Source organism: Rahnella sp. NRRL B-41462 (assembly GCF_003263525.1).
In the GTDB taxonomy this organism is placed as follows: domain Bacteria; phylum Pseudomonadota; class Gammaproteobacteria; order Enterobacterales; family Enterobacteriaceae; genus Rahnella; species Rahnella aceris.
This window is the reverse complement of record NZ_JYDF01000047.1, coordinates 1-22,960: the sequence shown is the minus strand read 5'-3', so window position 1 is coordinate 22,960 and position 22,960 is coordinate 1. Positions and strand designations below refer to the sequence as shown.

General features: G+C 52.5%; 18 protein-coding genes. 14 read left to right on the top strand and 4 right to left on the bottom strand.

Translation table 11 applies throughout. The features are described from left to right. Window positions 1-66: 66 nt before the first annotated feature. Complete coding sequence (locus UC14_RS12720) at window positions 67-1,092, bottom strand: TerC/Alx family metal homeostasis membrane protein (RefSeq protein WP_013575563.1); 1,026 nt, start codon at window positions 1,090-1,092, stop codon at window positions 67-69. 440 nt (window positions 1,093-1,532) lie between these two features. Here UC14_RS12720 and UC14_RS12715 point away from each other — a divergent pair, with 440 nt between their 5' ends. Further along, the gene (locus UC14_RS12715; RefSeq protein ID WP_013575564.1) at window positions 1,533-2,288 is read left to right on the top strand and encodes an FNR family transcription factor; all 756 of its coding nucleotides are present in this window, start codon (window positions 1,533-1,535) and stop codon (window positions 2,286-2,288) included. Window positions 2,289-2,423: 135 nt separating this feature from the next. Continuing rightward, window positions 2,424-3,383, top strand: a complete 960-nt coding sequence (gene uspE, locus UC14_RS12710; RefSeq protein WP_013575565.1) for a universal stress protein UspE — start codon at window positions 2,424-2,426, stop codon at window positions 3,381-3,383. Between the two features lie 68 nt (window positions 3,384-3,451). Here uspE and pntB read toward each other — a convergent pair whose 3' ends face one another. Both pntB and pntA read right to left on the bottom strand, forming a co-directional pair. Further along, complete coding sequence (pntB, locus tag UC14_RS12705) at window positions 3,452-4,843, bottom strand: Re/Si-specific NAD(P)(+) transhydrogenase subunit beta (RefSeq protein ID WP_013575566.1); 1,392 nt, start codon at window positions 4,841-4,843, stop codon at window positions 3,452-3,454. Between the two features lie 9 nt (window positions 4,844-4,852). Continuing rightward, the gene (pntA, locus tag UC14_RS12700) at window positions 4,853-6,382 is read right to left on the bottom strand and encodes a Re/Si-specific NAD(P)(+) transhydrogenase subunit alpha (RefSeq protein WP_013575567.1); all 1,530 of its coding nucleotides are present in this window, start codon (window positions 6,380-6,382) and stop codon (window positions 4,853-4,855) included. Between the two features lie 535 nt (window positions 6,383-6,917). Between pntA and ydgH the strand changes: the two genes are divergently transcribed. Continuing rightward, window positions 6,918-7,871 (top strand): DUF1471 family protein YdgH, encoded by a 954-nt coding sequence (gene ydgH, locus UC14_RS12695; protein ID WP_013575568.1) that lies wholly within the window; start codon window positions 6,918-6,920, stop codon window positions 7,869-7,871. A gap of 228 nt (window positions 7,872-8,099) precedes the next feature. On the opposite strand, the gene UC14_RS12690 is transcribed toward ydgH, so the two are convergent. Further along, window positions 8,100-9,212 carry a dipeptidase gene (locus UC14_RS12690; RefSeq protein WP_112197838.1) on the bottom strand — a complete coding sequence of 371 codons (1,113 nt, stop codon included), beginning with the start codon at window positions 9,210-9,212 and terminating at the stop codon, window positions 8,100-8,102. 250 nt (window positions 9,213-9,462) lie between these two features. On the opposite strand from UC14_RS12690, the gene UC14_RS12685 reads away from it, so the two are divergent. The 11 genes from UC14_RS12685 (at window position 9,463) to UC14_RS12635 (ending at window position 22,901) form a co-directional block, all read left to right on the top strand. Further along, entirely contained in the window at window positions 9,463-11,058 is a 1,596-nt protein-coding gene (locus UC14_RS12685; protein ID WP_112152282.1) for an ABC transporter substrate-binding protein, read from the top strand. Continuing rightward, window positions 11,055-12,068: an ABC transporter permease gene (locus UC14_RS12680; protein ID WP_013575571.1), complete on the top strand. Its 1,014-nt coding sequence runs from the start codon at window positions 11,055-11,057 to the stop codon at window positions 12,066-12,068. Before UC14_RS12685 ends, UC14_RS12680 begins: the two co-directional genes overlap by 4 nt. 46 nt (window positions 12,069-12,114) lie before the next feature. Beyond that, a complete protein-coding gene (locus tag UC14_RS12675) occupies window positions 12,115-12,990 on the top strand; it encodes an ABC transporter permease (RefSeq protein WP_112197837.1) in 876 nt (291 codons plus the stop codon). Beyond that, window positions 12,990-13,820, top strand: coding sequence for an ABC transporter ATP-binding protein (locus tag UC14_RS12670; RefSeq protein WP_013575573.1), 831 nt, complete (start codon window positions 12,990-12,992; stop codon window positions 13,818-13,820). Before UC14_RS12675 ends, UC14_RS12670 begins: the two co-directional genes overlap by 1 nt. Further along, the gene (locus tag UC14_RS12665) at window positions 13,817-14,590 is read left to right on the top strand and encodes an ABC transporter ATP-binding protein (RefSeq protein ID WP_013575574.1); all 774 of its coding nucleotides are present in this window, start codon (window positions 13,817-13,819) and stop codon (window positions 14,588-14,590) included. The genes UC14_RS12670 and UC14_RS12665 overlap by 4 nt, the downstream gene beginning before the upstream one ends. An 83-nt stretch (window positions 14,591-14,673) precedes the next feature. Further along, window positions 14,674-16,227: a serine hydrolase gene (locus tag UC14_RS12660; RefSeq protein ID WP_112197836.1), complete on the top strand. Its 1,554-nt coding sequence runs from the start codon at window positions 14,674-14,676 to the stop codon at window positions 16,225-16,227. Between the two features lie 209 nt (window positions 16,228-16,436). After that, a complete protein-coding gene (gene aegA, locus UC14_RS12655) occupies window positions 16,437-18,416 on the top strand; it encodes a formate-dependent uric acid utilization protein AegA (protein ID WP_013575576.1) in 1,980 nt (659 codons plus the stop codon). A gap of 418 nt (window positions 18,417-18,834) precedes the next feature. Continuing rightward, window positions 18,835-19,311: a heme-binding protein gene (locus UC14_RS12650; protein ID WP_112197835.1), complete on the top strand. Its 477-nt coding sequence runs from the start codon at window positions 18,835-18,837 to the stop codon at window positions 19,309-19,311. A 78-nt stretch (window positions 19,312-19,389) separates the two neighbouring features. Continuing rightward, window positions 19,390-19,959 carry a sugar dehydrogenase complex small subunit gene (locus UC14_RS12645; RefSeq protein WP_112197834.1) on the top strand — a complete coding sequence of 190 codons (570 nt, stop codon included), beginning with the start codon at window positions 19,390-19,392 and terminating at the stop codon, window positions 19,957-19,959. After that, window positions 19,952-21,556 (top strand): GMC family oxidoreductase, encoded by a 1,605-nt coding sequence (locus tag UC14_RS12640; RefSeq protein ID WP_112197833.1) that lies wholly within the window; start codon window positions 19,952-19,954, stop codon window positions 21,554-21,556. The genes UC14_RS12645 and UC14_RS12640 overlap by 8 nt, the downstream gene beginning before the upstream one ends. A gap of 22 nt (window positions 21,557-21,578) precedes the next feature. Next, complete coding sequence (locus UC14_RS12635) at window positions 21,579-22,901, top strand: cytochrome c (RefSeq protein ID WP_112197832.1); 1,323 nt, start codon at window positions 21,579-21,581, stop codon at window positions 22,899-22,901. Window positions 22,902-22,960 lie beyond the last annotated feature (59 nt).

Below are 22,960 nucleotides of genomic sequence, written 5' to 3'. Positions count from 1 at the left end.
AATTACCGCAGAAAGTAAAAACGCTGCAATCGCAGCGTTTTTTTATGCATAAATTTCAGACTGGCGTTACGCGGCTTCTTTTTTCCCTGGGAAAAGTAAGCTGGCAATGATGCCTAACGCCAGAACACCCAGCACCACGTAAAGGCTGGCTAATGCGCTGATTTCAATCCCGTGATGCCACAGATGGTTACTGGAATTCAGTGCCAGTTTTGCCGCCACGAAGAACAGCAGGAAGATCACTGATTTCTCCAGATGCACCAGATATTTACGCAGAGCCTCGAGCACGAAATACATCGTACGTAAACCAAGCACGGCAAACATCATGGCGGAATAGACGATCAGAGGTTCACGGCTGACAGCGATGACGGCAGGTACGCTGTCAAACGCAAACATCAGGTCTGAAATTTCAACCACAGCAATGCACAGCAATAACGGCGTTGCATAACGTACGCCCTTCTTCACCGTAAAGCTGAAGCCCTGATTTTCCGGCTTCGCCAGTTCAGCTTCTACCTGCTCACTGCTGACCAGAAAATGTGGCCCCACCAGTTTCGGGAACACCGGGAAGAAACGACGTACCATACGGTTAGCAATATGATCGGAGTAATCATCATTTTCTTCATCATCGCTGGAGGCGCGCATCATCAGAATAGCGGTCCAGAGAATGACAACGGCAAACACCATTTCCACCCATGGCCCCAGCGCCAGCAGGCTGGTACCAATCACCACGAAAATCCCCCTGAAGACAATTGCGCCAATCACGCCCCAGTAAAGAATGCGGTGACGATAGCCATCCGGCACTTTAAACCAGGCAAAAATGGCCATAATCACAAACAGGTTATCAATGGAAAGCACCTGTTCCAGCGCATAACCGGTAAGGAAAAGACTGGCGACTTCTTTGCCGTGATGGATATATAAGAATCCGGCAAAACCAAGAGAAACAGCGATCCAGAATAGGGTCCAAAGGGAGGCACTTTTCAGGCCGATAGGCTTATGACTGCGGTGGGCAAAGATGTCAGTCAGCAGCGCCGCAACAGCTACAACGACAAAAACAAGCGTGGTTTCAAACGGAAAACCCAGAGAATCAGACTGCATTACACCTTTCCTAAAGTAAACGAAAGCTAAACGAATTCAGCCATTGTAAGCGGTTGTGAGGTGAATGGGTATCAAAGTCGATCCGGTACGGCGTTTTATGCCATAATCCGATGCGTCTTTTACGGCAAGAATTGCAAAAAACCTTGGTCAATAACGAACCAAAACGGATAATGAAATAGACGTTTTCTCTCCTAAATTGATTCAATCTACTTATTCTCTAAAATTTAAATATTCTTTTTAGTGATAATTTGATCCAGCTTTGAATCTCATTGATTCTCAATTGGGCTTAATTCTCAGTGCAGATCAAAATAATGAGAAAAAAAACCCGTTAAAAAACGGGGTTTTTTAACATTTCGCCCTTTTAGCTACTTATAGCTACTTATCACTCGCTGCAAAAGATGTTAAAATTGACCCATATCAATATTGCCAGAGTGACTCTTATGATCCCGGAAAAGCGTATTATTCGACGTATCCAATCTGGTGGCTGTGCAATCCATTGTCAGGACTGTAGCATCAGCCAGCTTTGTATTCCTTTCACGCTGAACGAACATGAACTCGATCAGTTAGACAACATTATTGAAAGGAAAAAGCCGATCCAAAAAGGTCAGGCATTGTTTAAAGCCGGTGATGAACTGAAGTCTTTATATGCGATTCGCTCAGGCACCATCAAAAGTTACACCATCACTGAGCAAGGCGACGAGCAAATCACTGGCTTCCATCTTGCGGGCGATTTAGTGGGTTTTGATGCCATTGGAGGCTTACAGCATCCAAGTTTTGCGCAAGCGTTGGAAACGTCTATGGTTTGTGAAATTCCGTTTGAGACCCTCGACGATCTCTCCGGAAAAATGCCGAATCTGCGCCAGCAAATGATGCGCCTGATGAGCGGTGAGATAAAAGGCGACCAGGATATGATCCTGCTGTTGTCGAAGAAAAATGCTGAAGAACGACTGGCTGCATTTATCTACAACCTCTCCCGCCGCTTTGCGCAACGTGGTTTCTCTCAGCGCGAATTCCGCCTGACCATGACCCGTGGCGACATCGGTAATTACCTCGGCCTGACCGTGGAAACTATCAGCCGTTTACTCGGTCGTTTCCAGAAATCAGAAATGCTGAGCGTAAAAGGTAAATACATCACCATTGAGAATCATGAAATGCTTTCTCAATTAGCCGGTCAGTCTGCTCCGGTTTCTGCCTGATAAATATTGAGTCGGATCTGCAAAGAATAATTTGTTGATCCGACTCAATTTCTCCTCTGTCCGATTGCTTAATCTTGGTTTACTCTGTACTTAATACACTGACCGCCGTTCTTCTACAGGTGTTAAGGAGTCCCCATGGCTAAGTATCAGAATTTACTGGTTGCTATAGACCCCAATCAGGATGACCAACCCGCGCTACGTCGTGCCGTTTATCTGGTGCAACGTAATGGCGGCCGCATCAAAGCCTTCCTGTCGATTTATGACTTCTCCTATGAGATGACCACCATGCTGTCGCCCGACGAACGGACCAGTATGCGACAAAGTGTGATCAGCGAACGGGAAGAATGGATTAAAGAACAGTGCCGGTATTATGTCGAAGCGGGCATTCCCATTGATGTCAAAGTTGTCTGGCATAACAAACCTTTCGAAGCCATTATTCAGGAAGTCGTTTCCAATAATCACGACTTGTTGTTGAAAATGGCTCATCAGCATGACCGCCTTGAGTCTGTTATTTTCACTCCGACTGACTGGAACTTACTGCGTAAATGTCCGTGTCCGGTATGGATGGTAAAAGACCAGCCGTGGCCGGAAGGCGGCAAAGCGGTGGTTGCTGTCAACCTTTCCAGCGAAGAACCTTATCACGACCCGCTCAACATTAAACTGGTGAAAGAGACCATTGAGCTGGCGTCTCACGTTAATCAGACGGAAGTCCATCTGGTCGGCGCCTATCCGGTTACGCCAATCAATATTGCTATTGAACTGCCGGACTTCGACCCAAGCGTATATAACGACGCCATCCGCGGTCAGCATCTGATCGCGATGAAAGCGTTGCGACAGAAATTCCAGCTTGATGAAAAATATACGCACGTGGAAAAAGGCCTGCCGGAAGAAGTCATTCCTGACCTTGCAGAGCATTTGCAGGCAGGTGTGGTTGTTCTTGGTGCGATTGGCCGCACCGGCCTTTCTGCCGCATTTTTGGGGAATACTACCGAACAGGTGATCGACCATCTGAAATGCGATTTGCTGGCAATCAAACCCGATGATTTCGAATGCCCTATTACGTCAGATGACGACGAAGAAGATGAAGACGAGTAAAGTCTGATTCATACAAAAAATAAAGGCCAGTCAACTGACTGGCCTTTTGCATTACGGATTTCGATTGATTACAGCGCGCGCAGGATTTTCTCTACGCTTTCTTTAGCATCGCCAAACAGCATTTGGGTATTTTCTTTGAAGAACAGCGGGTTCTGCACACCGGCATAACCGGTATTCATTGAACGTTTAAACACAATCACGTTCTGCGCTTTCCACACTTCCAACACTGGCATACCGGCGATTGGGCTGCGCGGATCTTCCTGCGCGGCCGGGTTCACGGTGTCATTGGCACCAATAACCAGCACCACGTCGGTATCGCTGAAATCATCATTGATTTCATCCATTTCCAGCACGATGTCATACGGCACTTTTGCTTCGGCCAGCAAGACGTTCATGTGGCCCGGCAGACGCCCCGCAACAGGGTGAATACCGAAACGCACCTTGATGCCTTTCGCGCGCAATTTCGCCGTGATGTCATGCACCGGATACTGTGCCTGAGCAACTGCCATGCCATAGCCAGGAGTGATGATTACTGAGCTGGCATTTTTGAGCATATCAGCCACATCTTCCGCGCTGGCTTCGTGATATTCACCCATCTCTTCAGCATCACCGGTAGAAGAACCGTCAGTACCGAAACCGCCTGCAATCACACTAATGAACGAACGGTTCATGGCTTTACACATGATATAGGACAGAATTGCACCGGAAGACCCCACCAGCGCACCGGTGACGATCAGCAGGTCGTTGCTGAGCATGAAACCTGCCGCAGCTGCAGCCCAACCGGAATAGGAGTTCAGCATGGAAACCACAACCGGCATATCCGCGCCACCGATGGAGGACACCAGGTGCCAGCCAAACGCCAGTGCGATCAGGGTCATGATCAGTAATGCGAGAACCTGCAGCCCTACGCTTTCAGTGCGAACAAACATCACCATCAGCAGGAAGGAAATGACCAGTGCAGCCAGATTCAGTTTATGCCGGTGTGGCAATGCCAGCGGTTTGGAAGAGATGATCCCACGCAGTTTGCCGAACGCCACAATCGAACCGGTAAAGGTCACTGCGCCGATGAAGATACCGAGGAATACTTCGGTCAGATGGATATTTTCCATCACGCCTTCCATCGGCACAACACCGTGATCCAGATAGCTGTTAAAGCCCACCAGAACCGCCGCCAGACCCACGAAGCTGTGCAGAATCGCCACCAGCTCAGGCATTTCGGTCATTTCGACTTTACGCGCCAGATAAACACCGATCGCACCGCCAATCACCATAGCAACGATGATCCAGCCAACATTGCCGGAGTCAGGTCCAAGGATGGTCGCGATTAACGCGATCGCCATCCCGGTGACACCGAAAATGTTACCCTGCTTGGATGTTTCATGTTTTGACAACCCAGCCAGGCTGCAAATAAACAGAATTGCGGCAACAATATATGCTGCTGTTACTAAACCCCCAGACATATATTCCCCTTAGTTCTTACGAAACATCTTCAGCATGCGCTGAGTGACGGTGAATCCGCCGAAAATATTGATACTGGCAATCAGAACTGCGACGAAGGACAGGAAACTCACCCAGCCGCCGTGACCGATTTGCAGTACGGCACCGACCACGATAATCCCGGAGATGGCGTTAGTCACCGACATCAGCGGGGTATGCAGCGCATGACTGACATTCCACACCACGTAATAACCGACCACGCACGAAAGCGCGAATACGGTAAAGTGGGAAAGGAATTCTTTCGGGGCAACGTTCGCCAGCCAGCCAAACAGCACAATAGCCACAGCCATAATGATGAATTTGGTCCACGGCGACGCCGGTTTGGCTTCAGCTTTGGCAACAGGCTCTGCGGCTTTCGCAGCCTGAGGCTGAGCAGAGACCTGAATCGGCGGTGCAGGCCAGGTGACTTCGCCGGATTTAACGACTGTCACACCGCGCACAACGGTATCTTCGAAATCAATCTCGATTTCCCCGTTCTTCTCTTTGCACAGCAATTTCAGCAGGTTAACCAGGTTGGTACCGTAAAGCTGGGAAGACTGCGTTGGCAGACGACTTGGCAAATCGGTATAGCCGATAATCTTCACGCCGTTTTCAGTGGTCGTGATTTTGTCTGCTACTGTCAGCTCACAGTTACCGCCTGTCTGAGCCGCCAGATCGACGATCACACTGCCCGGCTTCATAGAGGCAACCATCTCTTTGGTGATGAGCTTCGGTGCAGGACGGCCAGGGATTAACGCGGTCGTGACGATAATGTCCACTTCTTCGGCCTGCGCCGCAAACAACGCCATTTCCGCTTTAATGAACGCTTCGGACATCACTTTGGCATAACCGTCGCCGCTGCCTGCTTCTTCCTCGAAATCCAGCTCGAGGAATTCAGCGCCCATACTTTTGACCTGCTCTTTCACTTCCGGGCGGGTATCAAACGCACGGACGATAGCACCGAGGCTGCCAGCTGCACCGATAGCAGCCAGCCCAGCCACACCGGCACCGATAATCATCACTTTTGCCGGTGGCACTTTACCTGCGGCAGTAATCTGCCCGGTAAAGAAACGACCGAACTCATGCGCCGCTTCAACGATCGCACGATAACCGGCAATGTTAGCCATTGAGCTCAGGGCATCAAGGGATTGCGCACGGGAAATACGCGGCACAGAATCCATAGCCATTGCCGTCACCTGACGGTCGGCCAGTTTTTGGATCAGATCAGGGTTTTGCGCAGGCCAGATAAAGCTGACTAACGTGGTTCCCGCCTGTAATTTATCGATTTCATCGTTTTCTGGCGCATTAACCTTCAAAACGATATCTGAGTGCCATACATCATCACCGCTGACGACTGATGCCCCCGCTTGCTCATAAGCCGAGTCTTCAAAGCTGGCTAACTTACCGGCCCCCTGTTCGATAGCGACCGTAAAGCCGAGTTTCAACAACTGCTCCACCGTTTTCGGCGTGGCTGCAACCCTGGCTTCATTGGTCAACCGCTCTCTTGGTACACCAATACGCATAGTATTCCCTTCACCCTTTTCATTGATGATTTTTGTCATCGACATAACAATTCAAGTACAAGCCCGTCGGTTCATAAGCCACCGGATTTTATTTTTTCAGGCTGACTATAACCTACTGAATATCTAATCAATAATCTACGTATCACAGCGATAGACAGGTAATTAATATTAAAAAAGTCGATATGGTCCGCAAACCTGCTGCAAACCCTGAGAAACAAGCCTTTAATCCACCTCATAACAACCGTAACACCGGATCAATCACTCAGGATCCTTCTACCATAACCCGCTCGGACTGGGCATAAAAGTTAGAAAATAGTGAATAATTAACATTTATTTCACTACTTGGATTATTCAACAAACTTATATAAGTTATGCGCAGTAATAAAAGTGATGTGATATACCGGTAGCACACGCATTATTGCCATAAATTGCTGAGACACTTGGCATTGTTACATGCAATAATCGTCCGCTAACCTGTTACACATCAAGAATTCAGCACGTTTCAACATTACTGCGCAAGGTGGAAGGATTTTTTATGAAGCTGACAAAAACGATCATCGCATCGGCCCTGTTTTCTGTTTCTGCGCTGTCTGCTGCACATGCCGCGCAGGAAATTAGCCCGCAGAAAGCCGCAGCCATCAAGCCTTTTGATCGCATTGTTATTACCGGGCGGTTCAACACGCTGGGCGACGCCGCTGACGCCGTTTCCCGCCGTGCCGATACGCTGGGTGCAGATTATTTTTATATTCAAGATACCAACAGCACTAACAATAGCGGGAACTGGCGCGTAGTTGCAGACATCTATAAAAAAGATGCGCCAGAAATCAGCAATGATCCTCACTACCGTGTTATCAACGGTGTGGTTGAGCTGCCTAAAGATGTTGCTTACGGCCTCGAACCTTTCGATACCGTCACCGTTAACGGTTTCTACCGCAGCCAGCCAGACGTCAACGATGCCATTACGAAAGCAGCGAAAGAAAAAGGGGCGTATTCCTTCTTCATCGTTCGCCAGATTGATGCCAACAGCGGCGGCAACCAGTACATCACTGCATTCATTTATAAGAAAGATGCACAAAAACGTGTTGTTCAGTCTCCGGATGCTATCCCTGCTGATTCTGAAGCCGGTAAAGCAGCACTGGCAGCGGGCGGCGCAGCAGCAGCCAAGGTCGAAATCCCGGGTGTGGCATCCTCTGGTAGCCCAAGCCGTGATGTTGGCCGTTTCTTTGAAACGCAGTCATCAACTGGCAAGCGTTACACTGTCACTGCCACTAACGGTGCAAAGATTCAGGAAGTGAATGACGTAACTGCCGCACAGATGGTTCCGTTTGATTCCACCACTTTTACCGGCCACTTCAACAGCACCACGGATGTTTCGCAGGAAGTCGCGAACCGTGCGGCTGCCAAGGGTGCCAAGTTCTACCACATTACCCGCCAGTGGCAGAACAAGAGCGGTGGCAACCTGACTGTAAGCGCAGACTTCTTCAAATAAGTCGGAATGACAGACAGCAAAAAGGCAGCCCAGGTGGCTAATGCTGGTCACTTAAGGAAATGAGGTCCGTGAATTTGGGCCTTCGATGAAGAAAAATAGCGCTATAAGCCTGATTCCTTCATTATCCTTTGAAGCACAAAAATGAATTTGTATTCATAAAAATGCTTAAGTGATCGGCATTAGCCCTGGTGGCTGCTTTTTTTTGCCGCGAACGCCCTTGCAACCCGCTTAGTTTCCCCAGGTACGTTCCAGCACATTCACCCAGTTTTTGTAGCAGATTTTTTCCAGCAGCGCATTGCCGTAGCCCGCTTTGCGCAGGGCTTCAACCAGCACCGGTAACCCGCGCACATCCTTCAAAAACGGTGCCATCGATGCGCCATCAAAGTCTGATCCCAATCCGACCCCCTCCTCACCCAGATGCTCAACCAGATAATCCATATGACGTACCATAATATCGGTGCCGGTATCATCACTGCGTTTACCGTCTTCACGCAGGAATGGCACCGCAAAGTTCAGCCCGACGAAGCCCTGGCTTTCTTTGATGGCGTGCAGCTGCTTATCGGTCAGGTTACGTGACTGCGGGCAGATACTGAATGCGTTGGAATGGCTGGCCACCAGCGGCGCATCACTTAATTCAGCCACCTGCCAGAAGCCTTTTTCATTCAGATGAGAGAGGTCAATCATGATGCGTTTCTGGTTACAGGCTTTCACCAGACGCACACCCGCCTCTGTCAGCCCCGGTCCGGTATCCGGTGAGGTCTGATATTTAAACGGTACCCCCTCACCGAAGATGTTCGGACGACTCCATACCGGCCCCAGGGAACGCAGCCCCATGCTGTAAAGCACCTCAAGATTATACAAATCCTCATCAATTGCCTCGGCGCCCTCAATATGCATAACCACAGCTAATGCATGGTTATGCATTGACTGCCTGATCTCCTGCGCGGTACGACAAATTTTCACCTTGCCCTGCGATTGCGCTTCGATTCTCAGCAGGAACGCCATCATGCCAAATGTGACATCACGTGCAAAATCGAAAGAAGGTGTCGGGGAAAAATCAGGATGTTTTTGAGTACCTTCGGGCAGAAAACGGGGGTCCACTGAACGATCCGGCACGCTAATTGCTAGATCAATATCCGGAGTCGGCACCCAGGCGGCGAAAAGCCCGCCAGCAAAGCCTGCTTCACGACAGCGCGGCAGGTCCAGTTGTCCGCTGGCGGGCCCCTGAAGGAATGCGCGTTCAGGATCCTGATGATGTTCTGTCCAAAGTTGCAGCAAAACATCGTTATGTCCATCAAAAACCGGCATTAATTCTTCAGTTCCGTGCGCTACGTTATTCATAAAAAAGGTCTACCTTTGATTAAGCATGACTAAGACAACGGAGATTTGTTCATGCGGGGTGCAGTAATGGAGTCATGCTGCACCAGCTTTGAACAAACACAGTACGCTTCACATTAGTTTTTTCGATATGAAACGTCGACGAGTGCAAAGCAACCGTTTTTCATTTAAGCCAGTTGCCCGGAGTTAAGTCAAGGGTTTGCCACCGTAATTTTTAATTTTACTTTTATATATCAACACGATGGGAGTAGTTATGGTTACCAGGCGTCAATTTGTTACCGGTTTTTCCGCAATACCTGTGCTGTCCTACCTGAAATTTGATGCCGTGTTTGCTGCCACGCCGGCATCAATACTGGTCATGGCTATTCAGCTCGACATCATTACCAGCCTTGATCCACATGAAAGCTTTGAGTCCGTGGGCAGTGAAATTACCGGTAATATGTATCAGCAACTGGTGAAACCTAAACTGGCCTCCCCTGATGAAATTGAAGGCGATCTTGCAGTGTCCTGGACGGCTTCTGACGACAAAAAAACCTTTACCTTCAAGCTGGATCCGAAAGCCAAATGGGCCGATGGCAAACCGGTTACTGCCGAAGACGCCGCTTTCTCCCTGCAACGCGTTGTGAAACTCGATAAGAGCCCGGCCTACATTATTAACCAGTTTGGTTACACCAAAGATAACGTCGAGAGCCTGATTACCGCGCCTGACGCCCAAACGCTGGTGATCAAAACCGCTGAACCGGCATCTGAATCCTTCCTGTTGTATTGCCTGACCGCCAACGTCGGCAGTATCGTGCAAAAATCCGCCTGTCTGGCGAATCAGACCGGTGACGATTTGGGTAATGCCTGGCTGAAGAAAAACAGTGCCGGTTCCGGTGCGTTCAAGTTGCGCGACTGGAAAGTCAGTGAATCCGTGATTCTGGAAAGCAACAAGAACAACCCGCACGCAGGCAAAATTCAGCGCATCATCATGCGCCATATTATCGACCCTTCCGCTCAGTTGCTGATGCTGCAAAAAGGCGATGTGGATATCGCCCGTAACCTGACCACCGAGCAGTTGCGTCCGCTGATCAACGACAAAAACTTCACGCTGGTACAAAAAGGTATCGCCGGCACCTTTATGTTGTCTGCCAATACCGCGCATCCGAATCTGGCTAAACCGCAGGTCTGGCAGGCGATCAAATGGGCTATCGATTACGAGAATATCCAGCAGCATATCGTGCCGCTGACCCACAAAATCCATCAGAGCTTCCTGCCTGAAGGGTTCCCGGCGGCAGTGAACACCATCATGTACAAACGTGATGTGGCAAAAGCCAAAGCCTTGCTGGCCGAAGCGGGTTTCCCGAATGGTTTTGAAATCACCTTAGATCACTACTCCGCTTCACCTTCTTCTGACATCGTGCAGGCATTGCAGTCTAACCTCGCCGAAGTGGGGATTAAAGTGACGCTGCTGGCTGCGGAAAGCCGTCAGGTACTGACCAAAATGCGTGCACGTCAGCAACAACTGGCAATGACCCAATGGGGCGCGGATTACTTTGACCCGAACTCTAACGCCGAAGCCTTCTGCAGCAATCCGGATAACACCGACGCCGCCAAGAGCCGTACGCTGGCATGGCGTTGTAGCTGGCAGGATAAGGAAATCTCCGATCTGAGCACCCAGGCGCTGAAAGAATCGGATCCGGCCACCCGTATCAAACTCTATGAAGAATTGCAGACCAAACATATGGAAAACAGCCCGTTTGCCATCATGCTGCAACCGACCATGACCGCCGCCTGCCGCAAAGTGATTTCCGGTGTGGTACTGACTGTAATGAGCACCAGCCCCTACGAGAAGGTTGTTAAAGCGTGAGCAAGAGACTCAAAGGATTTCTGAGTACCTGCATCAGCGTTTGTCTTACTTTGTTTGGTCTGTCGGTAGTGACTTTTTTTATCGGTCGCGTAATGCCGACGGACCCGGTTCTGGCTGCGGTTGGCGATAATGCCCCGCAGGCAGTGGTCGAACGGGTTCGTCATGAAATGGGGCTGGATCAGCCCCTCTGGTTGCAGTTTTTCCATTATCTCAGTCAGGTATTCCACGGTGATTTAGGGCGCTCTGCCCTGACCTCCAATCTTGTCACCACGGATATCGCCCGGTTTTTCCCTGCCACGCTGGAACTGGCCACGGCGGCGATCATTATCGCCGCCATTGTCGGTATTCCGCTGGGCGTCTGGGCCGCCACCCGTCAGGGAAGCTGGATTGATCAGACTATCCGCGTGGTATGTCTGGCCGGTCACTCGCTGCCGGTGTTTGTGCTGGCGCTGCTCAGCCTGCTGATTTTCTACTCCGCGCTGGGTATCGCGCCGGGGCCGGGACGTCAGGACATCATTTATCAGGACATGATCCCGCAGGTCACCGGCTTGCTTACCGTGGATTCTCTGCTGGCCGGTGACATGGGCGCATTTTGGGATGCCCTCGCCCATATGGTGCAGCCGGTGCTGATCCTTGCGTATTTCAGCATGGCTTATATCACCCGCATGACGCGTACTTTCATGCTCAACGCACTGGGCGGGGAATACGTGATCACCGCCCGCGCCAAGGGACTCTCGGCGCAACGGGTTATCTGGAAACATGCCTTCCCCACCGTCGGTGTACAACTGATCACCGTGCTGGCATTGACGTACGCGGGCCTTCTCGAAGGCGCCGTGGTCACAGAAAACGTCTTCTCCTGGCCGGGTCTCGGACAATATCTCACCGTGTCGCTGATGAATGCGGATATGAATCCGGTGATCGGCTCAACATTGCTGATTGGCGCGATTTATGTGCTGCTCAACCTGCTGGCTGACCTTCTCTACCGACTATTGGATCCCCGCGTAAAATGAGCACTTTACCTGTCATACCTCAACCCCGCGCGGCAGCCGCGCCTGGCTGCTGGCCGACACACCGCACACCCGCACGCAAGCCGTCTGGGGCCGTCGTTACCGCATCTGGCTCGGTCTGCGTAAAAATCCGCTGGCAGTAACCGGCCTGTTTACCGTGCTGATTGTGTTGCTGATTTCCCTTTGCGCGCCGTGGCTGACCAGCTACGACCCGGGCGCACAGGATCTGGCGCATCGTCTGGCAAAACCGTCTTCCCTGCACTGGCTGGGAACAGACGAACTGGGCCGCGATACCCTGAGCCGTATTCTTTATGGCGGACGTATCACGCTCGGAATGGTGATTATCGTGGTAGCGATTGTCGCCCCGCTCGGCCTGCTGATTGGCTGCGTGGCCGGTTATGCGGGCGGATTACTTGACCGTATTCTGATGCGCATCACCGACATTTTTCTGGCCTTCCCGCGTCTGATTCTGGCACTGGCCTTTGTGGCGGCACTGAAACCCGGCATCGAGAGCGCTATTCTGGCGATCGCCCTCACCGCCTGGCCGCCGTATGCCCGCCTTGCACGTGCAGAAACCATGCAGGTACGCGGCACGGATTATATTGCCGCCTGCCGTCTGACTGGCGCAACACCTGCCCGCATCGTGCTGCGCCATATCATGCCGCTGTGTGTGCCGAGCCTGGTGGTGCGTATCACGCTGGACATGAGTTCGATCATTATCACCGCTGCGAGTCTGGGCTTTTTAGGTATGGGCGCTCAACCGCCATCGCCGGAATGGGGGGCGATGATTGCCACTGCCCGCCGCTTCCTGTTCAGTGAATGGTGGGTACCGTTAATTCCGGCCATTGCCATTTTTGTGACCTCTCTGGCGTTTAACTTCCTCGGCGACGGGCTACGTGACGTCCTCGATCCTAAGGAGCAATAATGCTGGTTGATATCAAAGATCTGCATATTACGTTTCAGACCAACAGCGGCAGTTTCGATGCCGTTCGCGGCGTATCGCTGTCATTGGGTAAGGAGAAATTTGGCATCGTAGGCGAAAGTGGTTCGGGTAAATCCCTGACAGCACGTTGCCTGATGAACCTTCTGCCTTCCAGCGCCAGGTGCCGCGCCGAAACGCTGTCTTTCGACGGCATCGATTTGCGCAATGCCAGCGAGAAGCAAATGCGTCAGATCCGTGGCAAGCGGGTAGGTTTCATTTTGCAGGATCCGAAATACTCGCTCAATCCGGTGATGCCGATCGGTAAACAGGTGGCCGAAGCCTGGCAAACGCATAAAGGCGGCTCGAAAAAACAGGCCATGAATGCAGCAATTGAACTGCTGGATCAGGTGCGTATCCGTGAGCCGCATAAAGTGGCCGAGCGTTATGCCCATGAGGTATCCGGCGGCATGGGTCAGCGCGTAATGATTGCCATGATGCTGGCTCCTGATCCGGAACTGATGATTGCCGATGAACCGACCAGCGCCCTTGATGCCACTGTGCAGGCTGAGATTTTGCGTCTGCTCGATGACCTTGTATCCAGCCGCGGCATGGGGCTAATTCTGATCAGCCATGATTTGCCACTGGTATCGAAATTCTGTGACCGCGTGGCCGTCATGTACGCCGGGCGTATCGTCGAAACGTTACAAGCCGGTAATTTACTGAAAGCTCAACATCCTTACACCCGCGGGCTGCTGGAATGTCTGCCGTCGCTGAAACATCCTCGGGACAGACTGCCAGTGCTGGTGCGTGACGAAGCATGGAAAACCTCATGACAGCAGAACTCCCTCCTCTGGATAACAGCAAAATAATCCTCAATAACCTGCGCATCGCGTTCGGCGATACCGAAGTGGTGAAAGGCGTGAGTTTCAGTGTCGCGCCCGGTGAATGTTTCGGCATCGTAGGAGAAAGCGGTTCGGGCAAGTCCACCATTTTACGCGCACTGGCCGGTCTGAATCAGTCCTGGTCCGGCGGGATGGTGATTGGCGGCGAAGATCAGGTGCCGGTGCGCCAGAAACGCTTTTTCCGCCGCGTGCAGATGGTATTTCAGGATCCGTACGGCTCGCTGCATCCGCGCCAGACCATTGACCGCATTCTCAGCGAACCGCTGATTGTCCACGGTTTTCTGAATATCGAAAAACGTATCACTGATGCGCTGGCCGAAGTCGGCCTGCCGCAGACGGTGCGTTTTCGCTTCCCGCACCAGCTTTCCGGCGGTCAGCGTCAGCGGGTCGCAATCGCGCGGGCGATGATTTCAGAACCGGAAATTTTACTGCTCGATGAGCCGACCTCGGCGCTGGATGTCTCGGTGCAGGCGGAGATCCTAAACCTGCTAAGCGACCTGCGTGAACGCCGGAAACTGACTTATATTCTGGTCAGTCACAATCTGGCCGTCGTTACGCATCTTTGCACCAGCATTGGCGTAATGATTGGTGGTGAAATGGTCGAACTTCTGAGCGCAGACGATTTACGGATGGGCAACGTCAGCCATCCGCACACAGCCGAGTTACGATCGTTAAGTCTCAGTTTAGAGGAGCCCGGATAATCGTTCCTGCCGTGAACGTATTTGGGTTTCGCGGGCAGCCCGGGCTGCCCACTTTTTCACTGAAAGACAGTCAGGAGACGTTAATGACATCCACCGAACAGTCTGCATTACAGTGGCAGGCGGCTGAAGAAACAGCAAAACGCATAACTAAAAACTGGGATAAACCCGGAGAACCGGGCGGCGCGATCACCCTTTTTGACAGTAAAACTCTCCGCTGTTTCGCGACCGGGGGGCTGGCAAACCTCAGCACATCGACACCTTTCAGTATCGATTCTGTTGTCCGCTATGCCTCTGTCACAAAACATATTTTCGCCACACTGGCCTTGCTGAAAAGCGATGCCAGTCTTTCGGTGAGTGATACCCTTGGTCAGCATTTACCGCAACTGAAAGCGCCGATGTCACAAGTGACCCTCGGGCAGGCGCTGGACATGACCGCAGGCCTGCCGGACGTGCGGGAAACTCTTTCGCTGCTGGGGATTTCTGTTTACAACGTCAGCGAAGCCAGTGCCATTATGGAATTCCTGACGCAGGACGGCGCTCTGAACTTCACAGCAGGGACTGAGATTTCCTACAGCAACACCGGTTACCGGCTGGTGGAAGAAATCCTCAAACAAAAAGGCATTTTGTTTGAGGATCTGCTGCAAAAGCATATCGCGCAGCCGCTGGATATCGCTTTCCATGCGCCGGAAACCTGGTTCGATATCGTCCCGGACCTGGTGCCCGGTTACTGGCAGGACACGACAGGCTGGAAAACAGCCGTCGCAGGTTTGCATCTGTCAGCATCCGGTAGCCTGACCGGCAGCGTACGTTCGCTTTCAGTATGGCTGCAAAGCCTGCTTTCACAAAACGGACCGGGCGCGGGCGTACTGCAAACGCTGACAGAACAACGTTATCTGCAAGGCGACATTCCTTCCGCTTACGGGCTGGGCATCACCTCGACGAAAATCGGTGAACATACGGTTTACGGCCACGGCGGTTCCCATGCCGGTTATAAAACCTATTTCCTGCTTCATCCTGAGCTTGATGCAGGCATTGCGCTGGTCTCCAATCGCGAAGACACCACAGCGTTTACCCATGTGCTGGAAGTCATGTCGTCACTGTTAGCTGCGCCGCTCCCGGCGCGGAGCCATGCATTGCCGGATGGTGTATACGCCAGCATTGCCGAGCCGTACTGGCTAAAAGTCAGCAATGGCACGGCCAGTTATCTCGGCGCTGCCGATAACCTCTATCAGGGCGCGGACGCCGACGAGGCCATCACCCTATCCGCACACATGCCGATGCGTTTGCGCTGGGACGGCACCGCCATTCAGGGTGAAATCGGACACGCGCCGCGTTACTTTACCCCGGTGGAAACCAATGATTGCCTGAAAATGGTTCAGGGGCGCTGGTATCATCCCCAATCGAAAGCCGCCTTTGATATTGAGGGCGATCAGTTGCTGATGGGCGTCGGCACGCTGCGTGCCAGCGGCCAGTTAACATCGCTGGGTGCGGGGCGTTTGCTGGTGGAACTCCCTGACGGACCGTGGAAGAAAAACTTCTGTCTTTATTTCCAGGGCTACAACGTCCGGCTGATTTCCAACCGCAGCCGCGTGCTGAGTTTCCGTCGTGATGAATGCCGCAGCAGCTGGCATCCGTAAAAATAACCTGCGAAGCATTGTCCTGCAAAACGCCGCCCCGGCCCACGTCTGGCGGCGTTTTTTTAAACTCCCTCACTGCAACAACACGTCAAACTGTGACACACCTCAAATAAACCCTGTGTTTGTATCCATTAGGATGACAAACAAACCCATAGTATTTGTGTGGTCTATGAGAGACCACAGCAAACTAAAATGCCGACAGGGTAAAAATGAACCAATTTATTATTGCTGATTCTCAGGCTTGCATAGGTTGTCGCGCCTGTGAGGTCGCTTGCGTCTTGTCTCACAATGAACAATGTTATCCGTCGAAAGAACAGTTTACCCCACGCATTCATGTCATCCGGCAAAACGATCGGCATAGCGCCGTGCTATGCCGTCAGTGCGAAGATGCCCCGTGTTTGCAGGTTTGCCCGACAAACGCATTCGTTCGTCGTAACGACAGCATTCAGTTGCTGGAAGAACGCTGTATCGGCTGTAAAACCTGCGCCGTGGCCTGTCCGTTTGGCGCCATTGATATCGTACAGCATGAGAGCTATCCGCTGACCGGCTTACCCGCCGCGGCAGCCGTGGCGCATAAATGTGATCTGTGCAATGACAGCCCGGACGGACAGGCATGCGTCAATGCCTGCCCGACACAGGCACTGCATCTCATCACCGATCAGGTCATTGCTCAGAACCGCGCTGATAAACAATACCGCGCCGCCATGGGCCGGAATCCTCAGGTTTCACTGACCAGCAAATCAGCAGCCGTATTCGCCGCCGCCCTGGCACCACCGCGCCTCGATGCGGCAAAAGCCCCGCTCACCGAACGTAAAAGCACGTTTAATGAGATCTATGCGCGCTTTACACCGATGCAGGTTGAAGAACAGGCTGGCCGCTGTCTGCATTGCAGTGATCACCCTTTCTGCGCCTGGACCTGCCCGCTGCATAACGATATCCCACAATTACTGGCGCTGGCGAAACAGGGACACATTCTGGAAGCCGTAGAGCTTTCGCACCGCACCAGCAGCCTGCCGGAGATCTGTGGCCGCGTCTGCCCGCAGGACAGGCTTTGCGAAGGCGCCTGCACTTTTGATAAACAAGGCTCAGTGAGCATCGGCAATATTGAGCGCTATATTACCGATACCGCGCTGGCACAAGGCTGGAAACCCGATCTTTCAGAGGTTATTCCGCGTAATTATCGCGTAGCCGTGGTGGGTGCAGGCCCGGCCGGATTGGGCTGCGCTGACGTGCTGGCGCGGCATGGCGTAAAAGCCGTGGTCTTTGATCGTCACCCTGAAATCGGCGGCCTGCTGACCTTTGGTATTCCGGCGTTCAAGCTGGATAAAAACGTGCTGGTCAGACGCCGGGAAATCTTCACTGAAATGGGCATTGAGTTCCGGCTCAATACCGAAATCGGCGTCGACATTCAGGCGGAACAACTGCTGGAAGAGTTCGATGCAATATTCTTAGGTGTGGGTACGTATAAAGCGATGAAAGCCGGACTGGAAAATGAAAACGCGCCGGGCGTTTACAGCGCCCTGCCGTTCCTGATTGCGAACGCCAAACATCTGATGAATCTGCCCGAACTGAAACATGAGCCTTATGTCAGCATGGCGGGAAAACGCGTGGTCGTGCTCGGCGGCGGCGATACGGCGATGGATTGTCTGCGCACGTCGCTGCGCCAGAATGCCAAAAGCGTGATTTGTGCGTATCGCCGCGATGAAATAAGCATGCCGGGCTCGAAGAAAGAAGTGAAAAACTCACGCGAGGAAGGGGCTGAGTTTATGTTTAACGTTCAGCCGGTGAGCATTGAGCTGAATAACCGGGGCGAAGTCTGCGGTATCCGCTTAGTCCGTACCGCCCCGGGAGAACCGGATGCCAGCGGCAGACGCAGACCCACACCGATTGCCGGTTCTGAATTCCTGCTCGAAGCGGAAGCGGTCATTATGGCATTTGGCTTTCTGCCGCATGCCATGCCGTGGCTGGATGAACTGTCGGTGAGGCACGACGAACAGGGATTGTTACAGGCCCCGCATCACAGCCGCTTCCCGTATCAGACCAGTCACCCGCAGATATTTGCAGGCGGCGATGCGGTGCGGGGCGCCGACCTGGTGGTGACAGCTATGTCGGACGGACGACAGGCAGCAAACAGCATTATTGCATCGCTGGATTTCCGTACACCGGCTCTCAGACCGGCGGCCCATTAGCCCTCCCGTTTCTTTGCGCTGTCGGCAAAATACAAACCTCCCTTTTCGGGAGGTTTTTTGTTAACAGGATCACATTTAATTAATATAAACGGATCATTTGGTTCGTAACAGCACAAAATGTTCAGTCCTTATCCAACAAGGCCTGCAGGCCCGCTTTGCTCATAATATCCGCACAAAATCTCCCGGGAATTAATTTCCCAGCGCAACCGTCACTTTTGCTGTTTTGTTAATTGAATTAACATCCGCGAAACAAAAACCAATAACGCCTTTGTTCGTGTGGCATTAAGAAACACACCAGAGTGTTCCGCCCGTTAACGTTATTGTTTTTAATTCTATTGATTTAAAAACACTTATTTAAAAACTCTTATTCGAAAAATACATCAAATCATGTTTTGCTACTGCTACAAGGGATGAGTCTATGTCTGTTAAAAAAACCACCACACAGGCTTTACTGTGTGCCACCACGCTTTTCTTCTCCGCCACTTCCGCTTTCGCCGCCGGACATCCTCCGCTGGATAACGCGCAGGCAGCCAAAGTCATCGACAGTGTGAAATCCACTCTTGCGGAACAACACAGCACCGGTTGCATCGCAGTAGTTGATGCATCTGGTTCATTACTGGCCTTCCAGCGTCTTGACGGTTCTCCGGCCGGTTGTGTTGATGCGTCCATCGGCAAAGCGCGCACTTCCGCGCTCTACCACGCTCCTTCGCTGAAATTCATGCAACGCCTGCAGGGTGGCGAAACCACCGTATTGGCGATCCCGAATGCCGTGCCACTGGGTGGTGGATTCCCGCTGACGATTAACGGTGAAGTGGTGGGCGCAGTCGGTGTCAGCACACCGAAGCAGGACATCGATAATCAGTCATCAGAAAAAGCAGCCAGCGTCCTGAAATAACAGGCACTTTCAATTACTCCTTCTTGTTGACGGCCACGCCCATGGCCGTTTTATACGGAACATTTACGGACTTTCAGCATGATCAATCTCTCTCGTCGCCGGTGGATACTCGGCACTGCGGGCGTCATGGTTGCGGGTATCGGTAGCCAGATGCTGGGCGGTGGCGTATTTGCTACCCTCGCCCATGCCACGCCACCGCTGGCTTCAGCTGTGACAATGCCAGACAGTTTTATGGCACTTTCTAAACAGCTGACCGGCATGGACAGGCTCGAACCGCACCTCGCTCAGGCACTTTACAGCTGGCTGCATCAGTCGCAGAACAACGCGCAGCTCGACTCACAACTCGATACCCTTTCAGCACTGATCACCGCACACAGCGGCGTGGTGGGTGATGATTTACATCAGCTTCTTGCACAGCAACCGGCAGAGCTGGCGCAGTTGTATCAGCAACTGGTCAGTGGCTGGTATCTCGGTGTGGTCGGTCAACCCGGCAGTCAGAAATGTATCGGATTTGAAAATATAGTCAGCTATCAGTTGCTGAAAAATAACCTGCTGCCGCCGAGTTATGCGCCGGGTGAACCGAATTTCTGGGTCAACAAACCTGCTGCACTGCAACAAAATTCCACGGAGGTGATTGCTCATGGCTGATGCACTGAATGCAGATGTCGTTGTTATTGGTGCCGGTATCGCCGGTTCGCTGGCTGCGCTGAAAATGGTCAAAGCCGGCGTTTCCGTGCTGATGCTCGATTCCGGGCCGGTGATCAAACGAGACGAAGCGGTAGAACTGTTCCGTCAGTCACCGCTCAAAGGCGACTTTACCGAACCCTATCCGCCGAAACCCTGGGCACCGCAACCGAAATTCCAGCCGAAAGATAACAATTATCTGATCCAGAAAGGCCCAGACCTCTACGCTGCTCAGTATCTGCGCGGTGTCGGTGGCACAACCTGGCACTGGGCGGGACAGGCGTTTCGCCTGCTGCCAAATGATATGAAAATCAAAACGCTGTATGGCGTGGGTCGTGACTGGCCAATCAGTTATGAAGATCTGGAGCCGTATTACACCGAAGCCGAAATTCAGATGGGCGTTTCCGGTGACGACGCGCTGGATTCACCGCGTTCACAACCCTATCCGCTGCCGGGTATTCCGCTGCCCTACGGTTTTGACCGCATCAGCAAACGCATTGCCAAACTCGGTTACGTATTAGGTATCGGCCCGCAGGCGCGTAACAGTATTCCTTATGACGGTCGTCCTGCCTGCTGCGGCAACAATAACTGTATGCCTGTTTGCCCGATTGATGCGCAGTATCACGGCGGTATTTCGGCGCGCAAAGCTATCGAAGCCGGTGTGCGCGTGATTGCCAATGCCGTGGTGTACAACATCGAAGCCAATGACAGCGGCGAGATCGTGGCTGTGCACTATCTGGATGCTGACAAAGTGGCCCATAAAGTCACCGGTAAACGCTTCGTGCTGACCGCCAACGGCATCGAAAGCCCGAAACTGTTGCTGATGTCCACCAGCGATAAATACCCGAACGGTATCGCCAACAGCTCCGGCATGGTGGGTCGAAATCTGATGGATCACCCCGGCACCTCTGTTGAGTTTTACGCCGACGAGCCAGTGTATTTCGGCCGCGGCCCGATGCGCCCGGGCAGTATCAATAATCTGCGTGATGGTGATTTCCGCCGCGATCGTTCTGCGCTGCGTATCGACGTCGCCAACACGTCGCCGGTGCGTTATCTGACCGAGCGCCTGGTGCGTCAGGGTTATTACGGTAAAGCGCTGAACGACAAACTGACCTATCAGTCCGAGCGTTTTATTCAGCTGAAATGCCTGCTGGAAATGCTGCCGGAACCGGAAAACCGTGTGGTGTTGAGCAAAACCGAGAAAGACGAATGGGGTATTCCGCGCCTCGAAGTGCATTACAAATTCCCGGACTACGTTCACCGCGGTTATGACCAGTCGATGCTTGATTTTCAGAAAATCGTCAAAGAAATGGGCGGCACCGAAGTGGTGTACAGCAAGCGTGGGGTGTACGACAACAACCAGCATATTACCGGCACCATGATCATGGGCAGCGACCCGAAAGATTCCGTGGTGGATGGTGATTGCCGTACGCATGACCACCCGAACCTGTTCATCGCCGGTACCGGCATTATGCCCTCTGCTTCAACGGTGAACTCCACGCTGTCGGGAACTGCGCTGGCATTGCGTATGGCTGATACGGTGCTGAAAAGCCTGGCCTGATTGATTTTCTGAGGACTGAGTAATGAAAATGAAATTCATGCTGGCGTTGCTGCCGTTAATGGTCGCGGCTAACGCCGCCCGGGCTGATGACGCAGCGGGCAACGCAGATTTAATTAAGCGCGGTGAATATCTGGCGACAGCCGGTGACTGTACCGCCTGCCATACTGCGCCGGGGGCGGATAAAACGGCAAAATTCGGCGGCGGTTATCCGCTGGCGTCGCCTTTCGGGGTGATTTACGGCACCAACATTTCTTCTGACAAACAGTTTGGTATTGGCAACTGGACGGACGATGAATTCGTGCGCGCGGTACGTGACGGTGTCGGCAAAGACGGACAACAGTTGTATCCCGCTATGCCTTACGACTCCTTCACCAAAATGAAACGTGAAGATGTTTTAGCGATCAAAGCTTATCTGATGTCGCTGCCCGCGGTACATTCCGCTGGCCCGCAGACGGATTTGTCCTTCCCTTTCAACCAGCGCTGGGGCATGCGCGTGTGGAAGCTGTTTAACTTCGACAAAGGTGAGCTGAAAAACGATCCGTCCAAATCAGCGGACTGGAACCGTGGGGCTTATCTGGTGGAAGCGCTGGAACACTGCGGCACCTGCCATACGCCGCGCACGCTGACCATGGGCATGGACACCGACAAAGCGTTTTCCGGTGGCGATTTAGGCTCATGGGTAGCTTTCAACATCACGCCGGATAAAAATGCCGGGATCGGCAACTGGTCGCAGCAGGATCTGGTGACTTACCTGAAAACAGGTTTTGTTGCCGGTAAGGCGTCAGCGTCAGGGGCGATGTCAGAAGCCATTGAGCACAGTCTGCAGCATCTTTCAGACAGTGACCTGAACGCGATTGCCACCTATATCCGTTCCGTCCCGGCAATCGGAGATGACAAGCAAACCAAACCGCGAGATGCATGGGGTGAGCAGAATCAGGATATTTACCCACTGCGCGCCGAAGGCCAGACAATCGACCAGTCAGCCGCCGCCCTGTTTAATGCCAGCTGCGCAGCCTGTCACGGCAAAGGCGGTGAAGGCAGCGGCGAGGGATTCCATGCCTATCCGTCACTGTTCAGCCATACCAGCACCGGTTCTTACGACAGCCGCAATCAGGTTTCGGTCATCCTCAACGGCGTCCAGCGCCACATGGATAAAGGCGAAATCATGATGCCGTCGTTTGCCTGTCAGCTCGATGATGACCAGATTGCGACGCTGAGTCATTACGTCAGCACACAGTTTGGCAATCCGGCGGGAGCCACGGTCACCGCGAAAGATGTGGCGAAGATGCGTAAAGCCGCTGACCTGCCCTATCCGCCGAAAATTGAAGATGGCACGCAAAAATAATTCACGACGGTGAAAGCTAAACAAAAGGAGCCGCACAAGGCTAATGCCGATCGTTTAAG